The organism is Microvirga sp. HS2 (assembly GCF_055792805.1).
Genome location: NZ_JBVVAJ010000022.1, coordinates 25,463 through 43,525, shown reverse-complemented (window position 1 = coordinate 43,525; position 18,063 = coordinate 25,463). Strand labels below are relative to the sequence as shown.

Annotated in this window: 17 protein-coding genes and 1 tRNA gene; 4 read left to right on the top strand and 14 right to left on the bottom strand. The window is 66.0% G+C overall.

What is annotated here, in order from left to right:
• The first annotated feature begins 66 nt into the window (after positions 1-66).
• A complete protein-coding gene (locus tag ACS5Q0_RS18130; protein WP_473128050.1) occupies positions 67-1,341 on the top strand; it encodes an NRAMP family divalent metal transporter in 1,275 nt (424 codons plus the stop codon).
• Positions 1,342-1,347: 6 nt separating this feature from the next.
• Here the strand turns inward: ACS5Q0_RS18130 and zapE are convergent, their stop codons facing one another.
• The 7 genes from zapE to sdhC form a co-directional block, all read right to left on the bottom strand.
• Positions 1,348-2,532 carry a cell division protein ZapE gene (zapE, locus tag ACS5Q0_RS18125; RefSeq protein WP_473128049.1) on the bottom strand — a complete coding sequence of 395 codons (1,185 nt, stop codon included), beginning with the start codon at positions 2,530-2,532 and terminating at the stop codon, positions 1,348-1,350.
• Between the two features lie 41 nt (positions 2,533-2,573).
• Positions 2,574-3,167 (bottom strand): AprI/Inh family metalloprotease inhibitor, encoded by a 594-nt coding sequence (locus tag ACS5Q0_RS18120; protein WP_473128048.1) that lies wholly within the window; start codon positions 3,165-3,167, stop codon positions 2,574-2,576.
• 76 nt (positions 3,168-3,243) lie between these two features.
• Positions 3,244-3,771 carry a hypothetical protein gene (locus ACS5Q0_RS18115; RefSeq protein ID WP_473128047.1) on the bottom strand — a complete coding sequence of 176 codons (528 nt, stop codon included), beginning with the start codon at positions 3,769-3,771 and terminating at the stop codon, positions 3,244-3,246.
• An 82-nt stretch (positions 3,772-3,853) separates the two neighbouring features.
• Complete coding sequence (locus tag ACS5Q0_RS18110) at positions 3,854-4,636, bottom strand: succinate dehydrogenase iron-sulfur subunit (protein WP_473128046.1); 783 nt, start codon at positions 4,634-4,636, stop codon at positions 3,854-3,856.
• Positions 4,637-4,757: 121 nt separating this feature from the next.
• Positions 4,758-6,581, bottom strand: a complete 1,824-nt coding sequence (sdhA, locus tag ACS5Q0_RS18105) for a succinate dehydrogenase flavoprotein subunit (RefSeq protein ID WP_473128045.1) — start codon at positions 6,579-6,581, stop codon at positions 4,758-4,760.
• An 11-nt stretch (positions 6,582-6,592) separates the two neighbouring features.
• On the bottom strand, positions 6,593-7,012 hold the full coding sequence (gene sdhD, locus ACS5Q0_RS18100) for a succinate dehydrogenase, hydrophobic membrane anchor protein (protein ID WP_473128044.1): 420 nt from the start codon (positions 7,010-7,012) through the stop codon (positions 6,593-6,595).
• A 10-nt stretch (positions 7,013-7,022) separates the two neighbouring features.
• Positions 7,023-7,418, bottom strand: coding sequence for a succinate dehydrogenase, cytochrome b556 subunit (gene sdhC / locus ACS5Q0_RS18095; protein ID WP_473128043.1), 396 nt, complete (start codon positions 7,416-7,418; stop codon positions 7,023-7,025).
• A gap of 200 nt (positions 7,419-7,618) precedes the next feature.
• Here sdhC and ACS5Q0_RS18090 point away from each other — a divergent pair, with 200 nt between their 5' ends.
• Both ACS5Q0_RS18090 and ACS5Q0_RS18085 read left to right on the top strand, forming a co-directional pair.
• Positions 7,619-8,506: a LysR family transcriptional regulator gene (locus ACS5Q0_RS18090; protein WP_473128042.1), complete on the top strand. Its 888-nt coding sequence runs from the start codon at positions 7,619-7,621 to the stop codon at positions 8,504-8,506.
• A 161-nt stretch (positions 8,507-8,667) separates the two neighbouring features.
• Complete coding sequence (locus ACS5Q0_RS18085; RefSeq protein ID WP_473128041.1) at positions 8,668-9,339, top strand: hypothetical protein; 672 nt, start codon at positions 8,668-8,670, stop codon at positions 9,337-9,339.
• Here ACS5Q0_RS18085 and folD read toward each other — a convergent pair whose 3' ends face one another.
• Genes folD through ACS5Q0_RS18070 form a run of 3 tightly spaced genes read right to left on the bottom strand, consistent with a single transcriptional unit; the run spans position 9,340 to position 10,863 of the window.
• Entirely contained in the window at positions 9,340-10,242 is a 903-nt protein-coding gene (folD, locus tag ACS5Q0_RS18080) for a bifunctional methylenetetrahydrofolate dehydrogenase/methenyltetrahydrofolate cyclohydrolase FolD (RefSeq protein WP_473128040.1), read from the bottom strand.
• The gene (locus ACS5Q0_RS18075) at positions 10,239-10,559 is read right to left on the bottom strand and encodes a DUF167 family protein (protein ID WP_473128039.1); all 321 of its coding nucleotides are present in this window, start codon (positions 10,557-10,559) and stop codon (positions 10,239-10,241) included. The genes folD and ACS5Q0_RS18075 overlap by 4 nt, the downstream gene beginning before the upstream one ends.
• Before the next feature lie 13 nt (positions 10,560-10,572).
• Complete coding sequence (locus ACS5Q0_RS18070; RefSeq protein ID WP_473128038.1) at positions 10,573-10,863, bottom strand: YggT family protein; 291 nt, start codon at positions 10,861-10,863, stop codon at positions 10,573-10,575.
• Between the two features lie 179 nt (positions 10,864-11,042).
• Between ACS5Q0_RS18070 and ACS5Q0_RS18065 the strand changes: the two genes are divergently transcribed.
• Positions 11,043-11,118, top strand: a tRNA-Ala gene (locus ACS5Q0_RS18065).
• A 156-nt stretch (positions 11,119-11,274) separates the two neighbouring features.
• Here the strand turns inward: ACS5Q0_RS18065 and ACS5Q0_RS18060 are convergent.
• The 4 genes from ACS5Q0_RS18060 to ACS5Q0_RS18045 form a co-directional block, all read right to left on the bottom strand.
• Positions 11,275-11,397, bottom strand: a complete 123-nt coding sequence (locus ACS5Q0_RS18060; RefSeq protein ID WP_473128037.1) for a hypothetical protein — start codon at positions 11,395-11,397, stop codon at positions 11,275-11,277.
• Positions 11,398-11,693: 296 nt separating this feature from the next.
• Complete coding sequence (locus ACS5Q0_RS18055) at positions 11,694-14,828, bottom strand: efflux RND transporter permease subunit (protein WP_473128095.1); 3,135 nt, start codon at positions 14,826-14,828, stop codon at positions 11,694-11,696.
• Positions 14,828-16,036 carry an efflux RND transporter periplasmic adaptor subunit gene (locus tag ACS5Q0_RS18050; protein ID WP_473128036.1) on the bottom strand — a complete coding sequence of 403 codons (1,209 nt, stop codon included), beginning with the start codon at positions 16,034-16,036 and terminating at the stop codon, positions 14,828-14,830. The genes ACS5Q0_RS18055 and ACS5Q0_RS18050 overlap by 1 nt, the downstream gene beginning before the upstream one ends.
• A 295-nt stretch (positions 16,037-16,331) precedes the next feature.
• A complete protein-coding gene (locus ACS5Q0_RS18045; RefSeq protein WP_473128035.1) occupies positions 16,332-17,921 on the bottom strand; it encodes an isocitrate lyase in 1,590 nt (529 codons plus the stop codon).
• Between the last annotated feature and the right edge of the window lie 142 nt (positions 17,922-18,063).

The window sequence follows — 18,063 nt, the reverse complement described above, 5'->3', positions numbered from 1 at the left end:
GACGCCCCCTGCCCCCGGCGCGCCTATTATGGAGGCGTTGCGATACGCTCTCCGATAGGACCCGGCATGACCAAGCCTGTGCCAAGACATCGCCGATCCCTATTCAACCTGCTGGGCCCGGGGCTCATCACGGGCGCGGCCGACGACGACCCCAGCGGGATCGCCACCTATTCTCAGGCCGGCGCCCAGACGGGCTTCGGCCTGCTCTGGACGGTGTTTCTGACGACGCCCTTCATGGCGGCCATTCAGATCATCAGCGCCCGGATCGGCGCGGTGACAGGACGCGGGATCGTCGCGAATGCCCGGACCATCTACCCGCGTCCTCTCGTGATGGGGCTGGTCGCCCTGCTCTGCGGCGCCAACATCATCAACATCGCAGCGGACCTCGCGGCCATGGGCGAGGCTCTCCAGATGCTGATCGGCGGCCCCGCCCACGTCTATGCCGCCGCCTTCGGCCTCTTCTGCCTCGTGCTCGAAGTCTTCATCTCCTACCGGCGCTACGCCCCCTATCTGAAATTCCTGACCCTCGTCCTCTTCGCCTATGTGGCGGCGGCCTTCAGCGTCCATGTGCGCTGGGGCGAGGTTCTGGCGGCGACCCTTCTGCCGCATCTCTCGTCCGATGCGGATTACTGGTTCCTCGTGGTCGCCATTCTGGGCACCACCATCAGCCCCTATCTCTTCTTCTGGCAGGCGGCCGAGGAGGTGGAGGAAGACAACCTGAAGCATCTCAGGAGCTTCTCGCGCTCGCCGCAAAGGGCGAAGGCGCGGCTCACCGACATCAGCATCGACACCTGGATCGGGATGGCTTTGTCGAACGCCGTCGCGTTCTTCATCATCGTGACGACCGCAGCGACCCTGCATGCCAGCGGCGTTACCGATATCCAGACCGCCTCACAGGCCGCCGAGGCCCTGCGGCCGATTGCAGGTCCCTTCACCTTCTTCGTGTTCGCCGCGGGAATCATCGGGACCGGCCTGCTCGCCGTGCCGGTTCTCGGGGGCTCCGCCGCCTACGCGGTGGCCGATGCCTTCGGCTGGCGAAGCAGCCTCGAACTGAACGTGCTCGAAGCGCGCGGCTTCTACCTCATCCTCGGCGGCGCGGCATGCTTGGGCATCCTGCTGGCCTTATCCGGCATCGATCCGATCAAGCTGCTGCTCTGGAGCGCCGTGATCAACGGCATCGCGGCCGCCCCCATCATGGGAATGATGATGGGCATCGTCACCAGCAGGCGCGTGCTGGGCGATTATACGGTCAAGACCTGGCTCGCCTGGACGGGATGGGGCGCGACCCTGCTCATGGGGCTGACCGTCATCGCCCTCATAGCCAGCCTGTTTCTCGGCTGACGGAACTCAGGTCTCGACCAGGCCTTCCGAACTGCCCGATTCCTCGCGCCCGTGGGGAAGCGAGAGATATTCCTCCGAGCGCATCTCGATGAGGCGCGAGACCGTGCGGTCGAATTCGAACGCCTCGCGCCCCGTATCGGCCTGATAAAGCTCGTGGGCCTCCGCCTCGGCGGAAGCGAGCAGCTTCACGCGGGCGTCGTAGAGCGCATCCACGAGCATGATGAACCGCTTGGCCTCGTTGCGGCGCTCGAACGTCATCCTGGGGATGTTCTCGAGAATGATCGTCTCGTATTCGTCGGCGATGGCGAGGTAATCGGCTGCGCCGAGCGGCTTCGAGCAGAGATCCTCGAAGGAGAACCGCGCCACGCCGGAGGCGGCCTGCGGCACCTCGACGGGATGGCCCTTGACGGTGAGCGTCGCAGGCTTGCCCTGCTCGCGGCCCGTAAGGCTTTTGAAGGCATGGGAGAGCGCCGCATGGGACCGCTCGTCGGCAGGCGTGTAGAAGACCGGGCTGCCCGCGAGCTTTTCCAGCCGGAAATCCGTGCGGGATTCGAGCTTCACGATCGTCATCCGCTCCTGCAGCAGCGCGATGAAAGGCAGGAACAGAGCCCGGTTGAGGCCACCCTCGTAGAGGTGCTGCGGCTCCACATTGGAGGTGGCGATCACCACGACCCCGTGGGCGAAGAGCGCCGTGAACAGGCGGCCCAGGATCATCGCATCGGCGATGTCGGTGACGGTGAATTCGTCGAAGCAGAGAACCCAGGCCTCCTCGGCCAGGGCATCGGCGACGGGAGCGATGGGGTCGTCCCCCTTGACGGCCCCCGTCTTCAGCTTTTGCCGGAAGTCGTGGATGCGTTCATGCACATCGGCCATGAAGGCATGGAAATGGACCCGGCGCTTGCGCCTGACCGGCAGCGCCTCGAAGAACAGGTCCATGAGCATGGTCTTGCCGCGCCCGACCGAGCCCCAGACATAGAGGCCTTTCGGCGGGGCCGGATTCTTCTTGCTGAAGAGCCAGCCCAGGGCGCTGGGCTTGCGGGCGAGGCGATAGCCGCCGAGGCTGCCCGCCAGCGCCTCGAGCTGCCGCAGGAGTTTCACCTGCGCGGGATCGCGCTCGATCGCGCCTGAGGCGACGAGCGCATCGTAGCGGGCGGTGATGGATTGCGGCGGGTGGAAATCGGTATCGGTCACGGGTCAACCGATACCGTTCACTTGACGCAAGGGCAATGTGATTATCGCGACAGCGACAGAGGCGCGCCGGACTTGGCGAGCACGCCCGAGAGGCCGGACGAGGAGCCGCGCAGGCGCGCCGCCACGGAGCCGCCGGTCTGATAGAGGTAAACCTCGCCGTCGCGGTAGTCCCAGGCGTTCACCTTCGAAAGATCCTGATTGGAGCAGCCTGAGGCGGAGGCCCGATAGAGATCGAGCGCGGGAGTGCTCGACAGCTGGATGCGGCACGCTTTTCCGGAGGCGTCCCGCGCGCTCCAGTTGCCCACCATGGCCGTGCGGCTGGCGGGGGCAGCGGGGGCCGGTGCTGCGGCCGGAGGCAGGCCGGCGACATCGGTGCCGGGGGCCGGGGCCAGGCCGGAACCCAGGGGAGCGGGCGCGCCGGCGATCGGCGGGAGCGCCTGGCCTTCGATGGGGGCGAGGGGCGCGGATTCGACGGGGCCGGACGGGACCGCCTCGATCGGCGCCGGCGACACGGGCGCCGCGGATGCGCTGCCCATCCCCGGTCCGCCGAAGCGCGTGGAGGAGCATGCACCGAGCGCCAGCACGGCGCAAAGGGTAGCGGTCAGAGCATAGGCACGTCGGGTCATGTCGATCATGGCAGCAGGAGCTTCTCGTGACTTAGGGATTGAATCTCAAGGAACGATCGTGGCAGGTCTCGTGAAATGGCAGAGATCAGGGCCGAGTCAAGCCGAGACGGTCGCGCAGGAGCTTGAGCGCACTGATTTGCCCAGTGGTCGGCTCGCCGTCCGCTTCCGCCACCCGTTTCGCCATGTCGAGGATATCCTCCCGTTGCGGCATTTCGAGAGTGGCCAACCACAGTTTCGCGAACCTCAAGGAGAGGGTGTTGGGATCCGTGGCATGCCCCGCCACCCATCTTGCAAAGGTGAAAGCCTCGTCGATCTGGGTCAAGCCCATCACGTGCTGCATCTCGGCTTTGATGGCCTGTTCCGCCGCCTGGCTGAGGCTTCCACGCTCGGAAGCCAAGGCGATCAGCATGGCCGCCGCCGCCGCGGCCGGATCGTCCACCGCTTCGATGGGCGAGCTTTCCGCTTTCCTGCGGAATTGCTTGCGTCTGTAGGCCCCCCTCAGGCGCTGGGCGGCATCGACGGCTTCCCCGGCCGCATGGCCCATGTCGCGAAGGCGGTACATCCAGAAGGCGGCGGCGCCGAGCGCCCCGAGAATGGCGAGAAGAACGGGCATGAAAAAACTCCGGAAATGGCCAGAGGGTCACTTCCGGAGTGTTATAATAAAACATTCGTGCCGCGCTAGGCTTTTCGTCTGATCAGACGACCCGCGCCACCATCATCTTCTTCACCTCGGCGATGGCCTTCGCCGGGTTAAGGCCCTTCGGGCAGGTGTTGGCGCAGTTCATGATCGTGTGGCAGCGATAGAGCCGGAAAGGATCATGCAGGTTGTCGAGACGCTCGCCGGTGGCCTCGTCGCGGCTGTCGATGAGCCAGCGATAGGCCTGAAGCAGGGCTGCCGGGCCCAGGAAGCGGTCGCCGTTCCACCAATAGCTCGGGCACGAGGTGGTGCAGCAGGCGCAGAGAATGCACTCGTAGAGGCCGTCGAGCTTGGAGCGCTCCTCGGGCGTCTGGCGCCATTCCGTCTCGGGCTGCGCGGTCTCCGTCTGCAGCCAGGGCTGGATGGAGGCGTGCTGGGCGAAGAAGCTCGTGAGGTCGGGCACCAGATCCTTCAGCACCGGCATGTGCGGCAGCGGATAGATCTTGATCGAATCCGACTCGCAATCCTCGATGCCGAGCGTGCAGGCCAGCGTGTTCTTGCCCATGATGTTCATGGCGCAGGACCCGCAGATGCCTTCGCGGCAGGAGCGGCGGAAGGTCAGGGTCGAGTCGACGTTGTTCTTGATCCAGAGCAGCGCGTCGAGGACCATCGGGCCGCAATCGTCGCGGTCGATGTAGTAGGTATCGATGCGCGGATTGGCGCCGTCGTCCGGGTTCCAGCGGTAGATGCGGAACTCCTGGAGATTGGCGGCCCCAGCCGGCTTCGGCCAGGACTTGCCTTCGGTGTACTGGGAATTCTTGGGAAGCGTGAATTGGGCCATTAGGACTTACCTTGCCTCTACTTCGTCATGCCCGGCCTCGTGCCGGGTATCCGCGCCTTTGCTCCGCTTTGGCGTGGTGAGACGTGGATGGCCGGGGCGAGCCCGGCCATGACGGGGGTCGTTAGTACACGCGAGCCTTCGGCTCGATGTACTGGATGTCGTTCGACATGGTGTAGGTGTGCACCGGACGGTAATCGAGGGTCACCTTGTGGGTGGTGTCGTCGAGCCATGCCAGCGTGTGCTTCATCCAGTTCTTGTCGTCGCGCTCGGTGAAGTCCTCGCGGGCGTGGGCGCCGCGGGATTCCTCGCGGTTGGCCGCGCCTTCCATGGTGACGACCGCCTGCCCGATGAGGTTGTCGAACTCGAGCGTCTCGAGAAGGTCGGTGTTCCAGATGAGCGAACGATCCGTGACCTTGACGTCGGCAGCGGCGTTCCAGACGTCGTGGATGAGCTTCTTGCCCTCTTCGAGAACGTCGCCGGTGCGGAACACCGCGCAGTTGTTCTGCATGGTCTTCTGCATCTGGAGACGCAGCTGCGCGGTCGGGGTCGAGCCATTGGCGTAGCGGAACTTGTCGAGGCGCGAGAGCGCGAGCTCGTCGGCGCCCTTGGGCAGGTCCGCGTGGCGCGCGTTCGGCTCCAGGATCTCGGCGCAGCGCAGGCCGGCCGCGCGGCCGAACACCACGAGGTCGATGAGCGAGTTCGAGCCCAGGCGGTTCGCGCCATGCACGGACACGCAGGCCGCTTCGCCGAGCGCCATGAGGCCGGGCACCACCGTGTCGGGGTTGCCGTTCTTCAGGGTCAGCACTTCGCCGTGATAGTTCGTCGGGATGCCGCCCATGTTGTAGTGCACGGTCGGCAGAACCGGGATCGGCTCCTTCGTCACGTCCACGCCCGCGAAGATCTTCGCGCTTTCCGAGATGCCGGGCAGGCGCTCGTGCAGGATCTTCGGGTCGAGGTGATCGAGGTGGAGATAGATGTGGTCCTTGTTCTTGCCCACGCCGCGGCCGGCGCGGATCTCCATGGTCATCGCGCGGGACACGACGTCACGGGAGGCAAGGTCCTTGGCGGAGGGCGCGTAGCGCTCCATGAAGCGCTCGCCTTCCGAGTTGGTGAGGTAGCCGCCCTCGCCGCGCGCGCCCTCGGTGATGAGGCAGCCCGCGCCGTAGATGCCGGTCGGGTGGAACTGCACGAACTCCATGTCCTGCAGCGGCAGGCCCGCGCGCAGCACCATGGCATTGCCGTCGCCCGTGCAGGTATGGGCCGAGGTCGCGGAGAAATACGCGCGTCCGTAGCCGCCGGTGGCGAGGATCGTCATGTGGGCGCGGAACCGGTGGATCTCGCCGGTCGACTGGTCGAGAGCCACCACGCCGATGCAGCGGCCGTCCGAGTCCATCATCAGGTCGAGGGCGAAGTACTCGATGAAGAAGTTGGTCTGGTGCTTCACCGCCTGGCCGTAGAGCGTATGCAGGATCGCATGGCCCGTGCGGTCGGCGGCGGCGCAGGTCCGCTGCGCGGTGCCCTTGCCGAAATCGGTGGTCATGCCGCCGAAGGGACGCTGGTAGATCTTGCCTTCCGCCGTGCGGGAGAAAGGGACGCCCCAGTGCTCCAGCTCATAGACAGCGGCCGGAGCGTTGCGCACCAGATACTCGATGGCGTCCTGGTCGCCGAGCCAGTCCGACCCCTTCACGGTGTCGTACATGTGCCAGCGCCAGTCGTCGGGCCCCATGTTGCCGAGCGAGGCGGAGATGCCGCCCTGCGCCGCGACCGTGTGCGAGCGGGTGGGGAACACCTTGGTGATGCAGGCGGTGCGGAGACCCGCCTGCGAGCAGCCGACGGTGGCGCGAAGACCCGCGCCGCCCGCGCCCACGACCACCACGTCGAAGGTGTGGTCGACGATGTTGTAGGCCTTGCCGTTGATGGCTGCGCCGTTCGTTGCTTGAGCCATGAGAGTATTCCTTAAACCAGGATGCGGCCGAGGCTGACCTTGAGGATGGCATAAAGGCACGCCACGCCGACGATCACCGCGTAGAAGTTGTTCGCGATGAGAGCGGCGATCTTGGTGCCCTTCTCGTGCACGTAATCCTCGATGATGATCTGCATGCCCAGCCGCATGTGGTTCGCGACCGAGATCACGGCGAGGATGAGGATGATCGCTACCAGCGGATGCGACACGATGGCGATGGCCTCCTGATAGGAGGGCGAGGCCGCCAGCGCCGCGACGATGATCACGAAGGAAATAATGAGCGGGATGTTCGACACCGCCGTGACGCGGTGGATCCACCAATGCTCGACGCCGTGCCCGGACGCGCCGAGGCCCTTCACGCGGGCGAGCGGGGTGCGCATGGAAACGCGGGTATCAGCCCTGTTGTCGGCCATGGCTCTCTCCTTAGAACACGAGGAACGCGATGACCCAGATCGCGACGGTGAGCACGATCGAGCCGACGAGGGTGAAGCGGGCCATGTTGATGCGCTGGACGGCTTCCATGCCGTAGCCGAAATCCCACACCAGATGGCGCACGCCGCCGAGCATGTGGTGCATCAGCACCCAGGTATAGCCGAAGAGGATCAGATAACCGATCGGAGATCCGAAGAACCCCTGTACGGCGTCGAAGGCCGTGGGGCCGGAGGCCAGGGCCACGAGCCAGATCGCGAAAAGCGCGATGCCGGCATAAAGGGCAATGCCCGTGGCGCGGTGGAAGACGGACATGGCCATCGTCCAGCTCCACCGGTAAATCTGAAGATGCGGGGACAAGGGCCGCGGGGCCACTTTCGCCTCAGCCATAGCTTTCACTCCTGATCGGCGAGATGATCGCCCTAAAGTTCGGAATGGTTCGTATCGGAAGCGCGGGAACACCGCAATGCGCCTTCCGCCCAAGATGGTTACAAGAGGCACACTTCGTCAGTGACGAAGATGCACCGGGCTCGCATAACGCGCAATTTTTAATTATTCTTATCTCCCTTCGCGAATGACGAAGGATACCTATGCAATTCGACCTCACCGATCTGAGCCTGTTCCGCCATGTGGTCGAGGCGGGCAGCATCACCCACGGAGCCGAGCGAGCCCATCTGGCGCTGGCCGCCGCGAGCACTCGCATCCGCAACATGGAGAAGTCGCTGGGGGCCCCTCTCCTTGTGCGCACCCGCGCCGGGGTCACGCCGACCCCCGCCGGCAGAACCCTGCTCCAGCACGCCCGCACGCTCCTGGCGCAGGCCGAGAGGCTGAAGGAGGATCTCGGCACCTATACGGGCGGATTGGCGGGCCAGATCCGGATTCTCTCCAACACCAATGCGCTGACCGAGTTCCTGCCCGAGGCCCTCGGGGCCTTTCTGGCCCAGCATCCGCAGGTCTCCATCGACCTGGAGGAGCGCCTGAGCGACGAGATCGTGGGGCTGATCGCCGAGGGCGTGGGCGATATCGGAATCGTCGCGGGGACGGTGGAGACCGGCCAGCTCGAGACCTATCCCTTCCGCAGCGACCGCTTCGTGCTCGTGGTCCCGAAGGGACACCCCCTCGCCTCCCGGTCGAGCATCGCCTTCGCCGAGGTGTTGGACCACGATTTCGTGGGCCTCGACCGGGCGAGCGCCCTTCAGCGCTTTCTGTCGAGCAAGGCCAGCCGGATCGGAAAGCCCCTGCGCCTGAGGGTCCAGCTGCGCAGCTTCGATGCCGTCTGCCGCATGGTGGAGGCCGGAGTAGGCCTCGGCATCGTGCCCGAAACCACTGCCCAGCCCGCCACCCGCACCATGGCGATCCAGAGCGTCGTTCTGGATGATCCCTGGGCCGCCCGCGATCTCACCCTCTGCATCCGCTCGCTCAAGGACCTGCCGCCCTCGGCCCGGCAGCTGGCGGAGCACCTGCGGCGAAGGGCCTAGGACGCGCCCTTGCATCGAACTCGCCGCGAACGCTCCGAGCCCGATCACGAGTTTGGGAATTCATCTCCTCTTCTCCTGCCTTCAAAACGCCGCAGGACGGCGAAGATCCTTAGCGCGGCAGCAGTGTCCTGCACCTGCTGAAACAAGCACGGGAGGATCGAATGAACAGAACGACACCGATATGGCCGATGATGGGCCTTCTCGCGGCCCTGCCCATCGGCGCGCACGCCCAGAGCACCGGCACTTCCGCCGACACCACCTTCTTCGTCACCAGCGTGGGCTCGGGCAAGGGCGCGGATCTCGGCGGCCTGGAAGGAGCCGACCGGCATTGCCAGTCTCTGGCCGAGACGGCCGGCATTCGCGGCAAGGTCTGGCGCGCCTATCTGTCCACCCAGGCCTCGGGCGGCGCGGCCGCCGTCAATGCGCGCGACCGCATCGGGAAAGGGCCGTGGCAGAACGCCAAGGGCGTCGTGATCGCCAAGGACGTGGCGGACCTGCACAGTGAGAACAACAACCTCAACAAGCAGACCGCCCTCACCGAGAAGGGCGAGACGGTCAAGGGACGGGGCGACACGCCGAACGAGCACGATATGCTCACCGGGTCCCAGCCGGACGGCACCGCCTTTCCGGGTTCCCAGGACATGACCTGCGGCAACTGGACGAAGAGCGGCGCGGACGGCTCCGCCATGCTGGGGCACCATGACCGCATGGGAACCGACCCGGGGCCTCCAGGGCGATCCTGGAATTCGTCGCACCCCTCTCGCGGATGCAGCCAGGACGCGCTGAAGAGCACCGGCGGCGCAGGCCTGTTCTATTGCTTCGCGGCGAACTGATCAGGCCGCGAAATCGACCGCCGGCATCGCGAGGCCGCGGCGCAGGCAGGCGGCCTCCAGGGTGTTGCGCAGCAGGCAGGCGATGGTCATGGGGCCGACGCCGCCGGGGACCGGCGTGATGGCGGAGGCCACCTGCGCCGCTTCCGCATAGGCCACGTCGCCGACGACCTTGGTCTTGCCCTCTCCGGCGGCCGGGTTCGGCACCCGGTTGATGCCGACGTCGATCACGATGGCGCCGGGCTTGACCCAATCGCCCCGCACCATCTCGGGCCGCCCGACGGCGGCGACCAGGATATCGGCCGCGCGGCAGACCTCAGGAAGGTCGCGGGTCTTGGAATGGGCCACCGTCACCGTGCAGCTCTGGGCGATCAGCAGCTGCGCCATGGGCTTGCCGACGATGTTGGAGCGGCCCACCACCACGGCGTCGAGGCCGCCGAGATCGCGGCGCACGGACTGGATGAGCAGCAGGCATCCCAAGGGCGTGCAGGAGACGAGACCGGGCACGCCGGTCATGAGCTTGCCCGCGTTGATCGGGTGGAAGCCGTCCACGTCCTTCGCCGGATCGATGGCCTCGATCACCTTCTGCGCATCGATCTGCTTCGGGAGCGGCAGCTGAACGAGAATGCCGTCCACCGCCGGATCGGCGTTGAGCCGGGCGACGAGCGCCAGCAGTTCCGCCTCGGGGGTGGAGGCGGGGAGCACGTGCTCGAAGGAGCGCATGCCCACTTCCACGGTCTGGCGGGCCTTGTTCTTCACATAGAGCTGGCTCGCCGGATCCTCGCCCACGATCACGACGGCCAGCCCCGGAGTCACGCCCCGGCCCGAGAGATCCTTCACCGCATCCGCGATGCGGGCGCGAAGGCCCTGGGCATAGGCTTTTCCGTCGATGATCGTGGCGGTCATGGAGTCAGTCCTGTCAAAGCGGCGAGATCCTTGGCAAGGGTCTGCCCCTCGCCGGAAATCAGTAATGTCTTCAGCCGGGCGGTCGCGCCCGCCTCGAGGCTCACCGCGGAGGCCGGCAGCCTCAACGTCTTGGCGAGCAGGCGCCTCACGGCCTCGTTGGCCGCTCCGTCCTCCGGCGCGGCCCTCACCCGGACCTTCAGGACCGGCTTGCCGTCGGAGAGCGCCTCCACCCCGTCCACCGCATCGCGTCCCCCTTTCGGCGTCACGCGGACGCGGACCTCGAGACCGTCGGGCCGGATGCGCCAGGGCAGGCTCAAGCCCTCCCTCCCGCTAGAAGACGTAGGGCAGGATGTAGTAGCGGATGGCCCGGTCCACCAGCATGATCAGCAGGATCAGGATGACCGGCGAGATGTCCACGCCGCCGAGATTGGGCATGATGTTGCGGATCGGCCGCAGGGCAGGCTCCGTCACCGCATCCAGGAACTTCCAGATGGAGCGGACGAACTCGCTGCGGGTGTTGACCACGTTGAACGCCACCAGCCAGCTCAGGATCGCCGAGGCGATGATCAGGTAGGTGTAGAGCTGCAGGGCAACCAGGATGACTTCGAACAGAGCGCGCATGGGAAACCTGTCGGGATCGGGCGCTGCTCATGTAACCTCCCAAGCGGGGCTGAACAACCCGGCGGCCCCTCAAAAACGGCCCTCTCCCCCAAAAGGCGACCTCCGAGCGCTCTCTCACCGATTGACAGACCGAAGCGAGGAGGCATAAAACTCGGCCCGCTTGGTCTGATGAAGCGACCGGGGCTGTAGCTCAGATGGGAGAGCGCTGCAATCGCACTGCAGAGGTCAGGGGTTCGAATCCCCTCAGCTCCACCAAGACCTCATGAATCTCTCTTCCCGCCTGCCATCCATCATCCTCATCGAGGACGCATCATTGCGCCCTCCTCGGCTGCTATGGGCTTGATCCACATGGAGAATTGAGGCCTGCGGGTTGCATGAGCGGGCAGCCGCCCACTCATGCAGGACGTCCCGTCAGCGCGAAGAGACGCGGCTCATGAACCGGCACAAGGCGGTCAGATCGGCTTCGTAGCCGTCGGGGGATGCGAGCACGCCGGCGCATGTCTTTCGAAGCCGCTGCTTTTCGGCATCGCTCATCCTGTTCCATTCAGCGGCCATGCGGCCCGGCACGGCCGGATTCGCATCTGGTCCCTGTGCAGTGCCCGGTCGGCTGGGAGATTCGCCATGAAATGTGGCGACCTCGTGCGGACCAGCCTGGGTCCCGGACGCACGAGTGCCTGGCCTTGTCGACGCGACGGGACAGTTCCCACACGGCAGGAATCGCGGCGTTTTCCGCGTGCGTGATGGGCGTCACGTGCGTGATGGGCGTCAATGGCCTTGTCGGCGCGTTTCCCCGCCCCTGATCGCGTCATCGACAGGATCGGGCGGCTTCCTCAGCCCTGCGCTTCGGGTGCCGTTACGTGAGCGCCCTTCCTCCGTCGCTTTTTCTCGCGTGTCACCAGCCGGAAGAACAGGGGCACGAACAGGATGGCGAGGAAGGTCGCTGCGAGCATGCCGCCAATGACGCCCGTGCCGACCGAGTGGCGGCTGGCCGAGCCCGCGCCCGTCGAGATGGCGAGCGGCACGACGCCGAGGATGAAGGCGAGCGACGTCATCACGATGGGGCGAAAGCGCAGCCGCGCCGCTTCAAGAGCGGCGTCGAAGACGGAAGCGCCCTCACGGTAGCGCTCGGCCGCGAACTCGACGATGAGGATCGCGTTCTTGGCGGAGAGCCCAATCAGTGTGACCAGGCCGACCTGGAAGTAGATGTCGTTCTCGATGCCGCGCAGCCAGATCGCCAGGATCGCTCCGAAGACCGCGAACGGCACCGCCGTGATGACGGCGAAGGGCAGCGACCAGCGTTCGTATTGCGCGGCGAGGATGAGGAACACCATCACGAGGCCGAGCAGGAATCCCTGCGATCCGGTTCCGGCCGATTGCAGCTCCTGATACGCGGAGCCCGTCCAGCCGATCGAGTAATCCGAGGAGAGGGTCTGCGCCACCACCTGCTCCATGGCGGCGATCGCCTGGCCGGACGAAAATCCGGGAGCCGGATTGCCCTGGATCTTGGCCGCCGGAAACACATTGAAGCGATCGACCACGTCCGGCCCCGAGATGCGCGTGCTGGTCACGAGAACGTTGAGCGGAATCATGGCGCCGCTGCCGGAGCGCACGAAGACGTGCCGCAGGTCGTCGGGCGATTGCCGAAACGCAGGCTCCGAGGAGAGGCTCACCCGGTAGGTGCGGCCGAACAGGCTGAAATCGTTCACGTAGAGGCTGCCGAAGGTGCTCTGCATCGTGTCGAAGATCGCCGTGATCGGCACGCCGAGCGCCTTCGCCTTGTCGCGATCCACGTTGATCCGGTATTGCGGCACGCCCGTGTTGAAGGTGGTGGACACGCCCGCGAGCTCGGGGCGCCGGTTGGCGGCCTGAACCACGCTCTGGGCGGCCTGCGCGAGATTCTCCAGGCTGCCGCCGGAGCGGTCCTGCAGGTAGAACTCGAAGCCTCCCGTGGTGCTCAGGCCTATGATCGGCGGCGGGTTGAAGCCGATCACGATCCCGTCGCGGAAGTCGGCGTTGAGGGACGCGAAGGAGGGCGCGAGATTGCGCGCGTCGAGCCGCGGATCGGTGCGCTCGGACCAGTCCTTGAGCGTGACGAAGGATACGCCCGCATTGGTCTTCTGCGCGCCCGACAGGAAATCGTAGCCCGCGAGGGTCACCACGTCGGCGACGGCGGGATTCTGCGTGAGGCCCTCCGTCACCTTGCCTGTGACGGCGAGGGTGCGGTCGAGGGATGCCGCGGGCGGCAGCATCGTCACGACGAAGACGGTCCCGAGATCCTCCGCGGGCACGAGGCCGCCGGGGACGCGCTCGAACAGCCACCAGGTCGCGCCGAACATGAGCGCGATGATCGCCAGGGCCGCCACCGCGTGGCGCAGGAAGAACGCGGTAGCCGACGTGAAGGCGCGCGTCACCGCGTCGAAACCGCGGTTGAAGACGCGGAACGGACGCCAGGGCTCCCGATGTCCCGGCTTGAGCAGAAGCGCGCAGAGCGCGGGCGTCAGCGTCAGCGCGACGATGCCGGAGATCACCACCGACACGGCGATCGTGACCGCGAATTGCCGGTAGAGCTCGCCCGCCAGCCCGCCGAGGAAGGAGACGGGAATGAACACCGCGCAGAGCACGAGCACCACGGCGATCACCGGCCCGCTCACCTCGCGCATCGCCTGGATGGCGGCCTCGCGCGGCGGCTTGCCTTCCGTCGTCATGATGCGCTCGACGTTCTCGAGCACGATGATGGCGTCATCCACCACGATGCCGATGGCGAGGATGAGCCCGAAGAGGGTCAGCAGATTGATCGAGAAGCCGAGCGCATACATGCCCGCGAAGGTGCCGATGATGGAGACCGGAACCGCGAGCAGCGGAATCAGCGTCGCGCGCCAGTTCTGCAGGAAGAGGAAGACCACGATCACCACCAGCACGATGGCCTCGATGAAGGTGCGGATCACCTCGTCGATGGAGACCTCGATGAAGGTCGTGGTGTTGAAGGGCACGTCGTAGCGCAGCCCGTCGGGAAAGCGCTGCGCGAGCCGCGCCATCGTGGCGTTGACGGCGGCGGAAACCTCCAGTGCGTTGGCGTCGGGCTGGAGATAGATGCCGATCGGCACCGTCGGCGCACCGTTGAGCGTCGCCACGGTGGAATAGTTCAGGGAGCCGAGCTCCACCCGCGCCACGTCCTTGAGCCGCAAGGCTCCGCCGTTCTCGTCCGAGCGCAGGATGATCTGCTCGAACTCGCGCGGATCCGCGAGACGTCCCTGCGTCGTGACCGAATAGGTGAAGGTCTGGCGGCCGGGCATCGGCTCCTCGCCGAAGCGGCCGGCGGCGAACTGGGCGTTCTGGTCGCGGATGGCCGCCGCGATGTCGCCGGGCGTGAGATTGTACTGGGCGACCTTGTCGGGCCTGAGCCAGATGCGCATTGAGTAATCCGACGCGCCGAAGAGCGAGGCGTCGCCGACGCCGGGCGTGCGGCGCAACTCGTCGATGACGTTCACCAGGGCGTAATTGGAGATGTAGATCGTGTCGTAGCGCCGGTCGGGCGAGGACAGGGCGACGATCTGCAGGATCGAGGACGACCGTTTCGTGACCGTCACGCCCTGCCGCCGCACCTCCTCGGGCAGCACCGCATTCGCGCGCTGGACGCGGTTGTTGACGTTGATCGTGGCCTGATCCGCATCGGTGCCGGTCTGAAAGTACACGGACAGACTCATGGTGCCGGAGCCCGTCGAGGTCGATTGCATGTAGATCATGTTCTCGACGCCGTTGACCTGCTGCTCCAGGGGAGCCGCGACCGTCTCGGCGATGGTCTCGGCGCTCGCTCCCGGATACGTGGCGGAGACCACCACCTGGGGCGGCACGATTTCGGGATATTGCGCCACGGGCAGGATCCGCATGGCGATCAGGCCCACGAGCACGATCACGATGGACAGGACGGAGGCGAAGATCGGGCGGTCGATGAAGAATTTCGAGATCATGGCCGCGTCCCCGTTGCGCGGGAGCCCGCAGCCGCCGCGCCGGCCGTCTCCGCGGCTGCCATGACCACCGGCCGGACGGCCTGTCCGGGACGCACCCGGATCACGCCGTCGACCACCACCTTGTCGCCCCCGCTCAGGCCTTCGCGCACCACCCAGCCCGCCGGAACCTCGGGCCCCAAGCGGATCGGCCGGACCTGGGCGACGTCGTTCTCGCCGAGCACGTAGACCATCGGGCCCTGCGGCCCCTGGCTGACCGCCTGCTGCGGGATCACGATGGAATCGGGCAGCGTGATGCCGGTGATCCGCACGCGCACGAACTGGCCGGGAAGCAGGACGCCGTCGGGATTGGGGAAGATGGCCCGCGCCTGGACCGTCCCGGTCTGCAGGTCGACCCGCTGGGCCGCCGTGTCGATCCTGCCGGGCTGCGGATAGGACGATTCCTGCGCGAAGCGCAGCTCGACCTTCAGCTCCTTTTCCGAAATCGGCTTGTCCCGCCGCTCGTTGAGGGCCTGGAAGGCGCGCCATTCCGCGTCGGGAATGGAGAAGTTCACATAGGCCGGATCGAGCTGCGAGATCGTGGTCAGCAGGGTCTGCTGCGCCTGGATGAGAGCGCCGACCGGAGGAGATTGAAGCGCCGTTGTGCCGGTCGCGGGCGCGGTCACCGTGGTATAGCTCAGGTTCAGCTGCGCGTTGCGGACTTCCGCTTCTGCGAGCTGCACGCCGGCCTGCGCCTGATCCCGCTGCGAGCGGGCGTCTTCAAGCTGCACGTCCGTCGAGACTCCGCGTCGGGCAAGCGGCTCGACGCGCTCGAAATTCTGCTGGGCCTGATACAGGGCGGCCTGCGCCTGCTTCAGCTGCGCCTCGGCCCGGCTCACGGCTACCTCGTAGGTGGCCGGATCGATCCGGAAGAGCACCTGGCCCTCGGTGACCTTCGCGCCCTCCTCGAAGGTGCGCTCGAGCAGGAGTCCACCGACCCGCGGGCGCACCTCCACGTCGCGAAAGCCCGCCACGCGCCCGGCATATTCGACCGGATACGGCACATCGGCGGGCTGAACCGTGACGATTCCGACCTGGGGCGGGGGCATCGCGGCAGCGGAAGCGGTTTGGGGCGCGGGCGCTTCCCCGGACGAGCGGAACAGGAGGACGTAGAGGCCAGCCGCCAGAGCCAGACCGAGAATCGCGATCAGAAGAATGCGCTTGGCCATGGTGCTCTCCGGCGCGACCGGATCGGACATGCCGGAGAACGGCCGCCTCGGTCCTGCTATCCAACGGCGGACAAGGGCTCTGGTTCGACTCTCAAGCTTGAAAGAGCAAAGCGGATCGCGGCCGGTGAAAGTGCGGGCCTGACATTCTCCCCGTCATGCCCGGCCTTGGGCCGGGTATCCACGCCTTCGACCCGGTGTGTTTCTCAAGACGTGGATGCCCGCGACGAGCGCGGGCATGACGGGAGAGGACCATGACGAGAGAGGCTACGATGAGAGACGTTTCACGTCCGATGCATCACCCGAACTGGTTCATCGTGTTGTGCGCGCCGCCCGCTTTAAGCGCGGCCTCGCCGGCGAAATACTCCTTGTGGTCGTCGCCGATGTCGGAGCCCGCCATGTTCTGATGCTTCACGCAGGCGATGCCCTGGCGGATCTCCTGGCGCTGCACGTTGCGGACATAGCCCAGCATGCCCTCGCGGCCGAAATATTCCTTCGCGAGGTTGTCGGTGGAGAGCGCCGCCGTGTGATAGGTCGGCAGCGTGATGAGATGGTGGAAGATGCCCGCTCGCCGGGAGCCCTCCGCCTGGAAGGTGCGGATGCGCTCGTCGGCCTCCTTGGCAAGCTCGGTCTCGTCGTAATCAACGCTCATGAGCTTCGCGCGGTCGTAGGACGAAACGTCCCTTCCGGCCTTCTCCCAGGCATCGTAGACCTGCTGGCGGAAATTGATGGTCCAGTTGAAGGACGGCGAGTTGTTGTAGACGAGCTTCGCATTCGGAATGACCTCGCGGATGCGGTCGACCATGCCGGCGATCTGCTCCACATGCGGCTTCTCGGTTTCGATCCACAGAAGGTCGGCGCCGTTCTTGAGGGCGGTGATGCAGTCGAGCACGCAGCGGTCCTCGCCCGTGCCGGGGCGGAACTGGAAGAGGTTGCTCGCGAGCCGCTTCGGACGCATCAGCGTGCCGTTCCGGTTGATGACCACATCGCCGTTGACGCAGGTCTCGGGCGTGATCTCCTCGCAATCCAGGAAGCTGTTGTAGAGGTCGCCGATGTCGCCGGGCTCGCGGCTGAAGGCGATCTGCTTCGTCAGGCCCGCGCCGAGGGAATCCGTGCGCGCCACGATGAGGCCGTCATCGACGCCGAGCTCGAGGAAGGCGTAGCGCACGGCGCGCAGCTTGGCGATGAAGTCCTCGTGCGGAACGGTGACCTTGCCGTCCTGGTGGCCGCATTGCTTCTCGTCCGACACCTGGTTCTCGATCTGGAGGCAGCACGCGCCCGCCTCGATCATCTTCCTGGCGAGGAGATACGTCGCTTCCGCGTTGCCGAACCCTGCGTCGATGTCGGCGATGATCGGCACGACATGGGTCTGATGATTGTCGATGGCGTTGAGAAGCTCACGCTCGCGGATCGAATTGCCGCTTTTGCGCGCCGCGTCGAGATCGCGGAACAGGAGCCCGAGCTCGCGCGCGTCGGCCTGGCGCAGGAAGGTGTAGAGCTCCTCGATCAGGGCGGGCACGCTGGTCTTCTCGTGCATCGACTGGTCGGGCAGCGGCCCGAACTCGGAGCGCAGGGCGGCGACCATCCAGCCGGAGAGATAGAGATAACGACGCTGCGTGGAGCCGAAATGCTTCTTGATCGAGATCATCTTCTGCTGGCCGATGAAGCCGTGCCAGCAGCCGAGCGACTGCGTGTAGAGGGACGGATCGGCATCGTAGGCCGCCATGTCCTCGCGCATGATCTTCGCGGTGTAGCGCGCGATGTCGAGACCGGTGCGGAAGCGGTTCTGCAGGCGCATGCGCGCCACCGATTCCGGATCGATGCCGCTCCAGGTGCCGGCCTCCTCGATCATGCGGTGTGCCTGTGCGATCTGATCTTGATAAGCCACGGTCGTGTTCCTCGGTTTTCAGATGGGTTGAACGAGGAACTATCCGGCGCGTTCGCGCGCCGGAAGGCGCGTAAAGGTCCAGGTGTGAAGCTTTACAAAAGGGGCTCTGTCACGTTGTCAATGATTGACACATCGCCCGCGA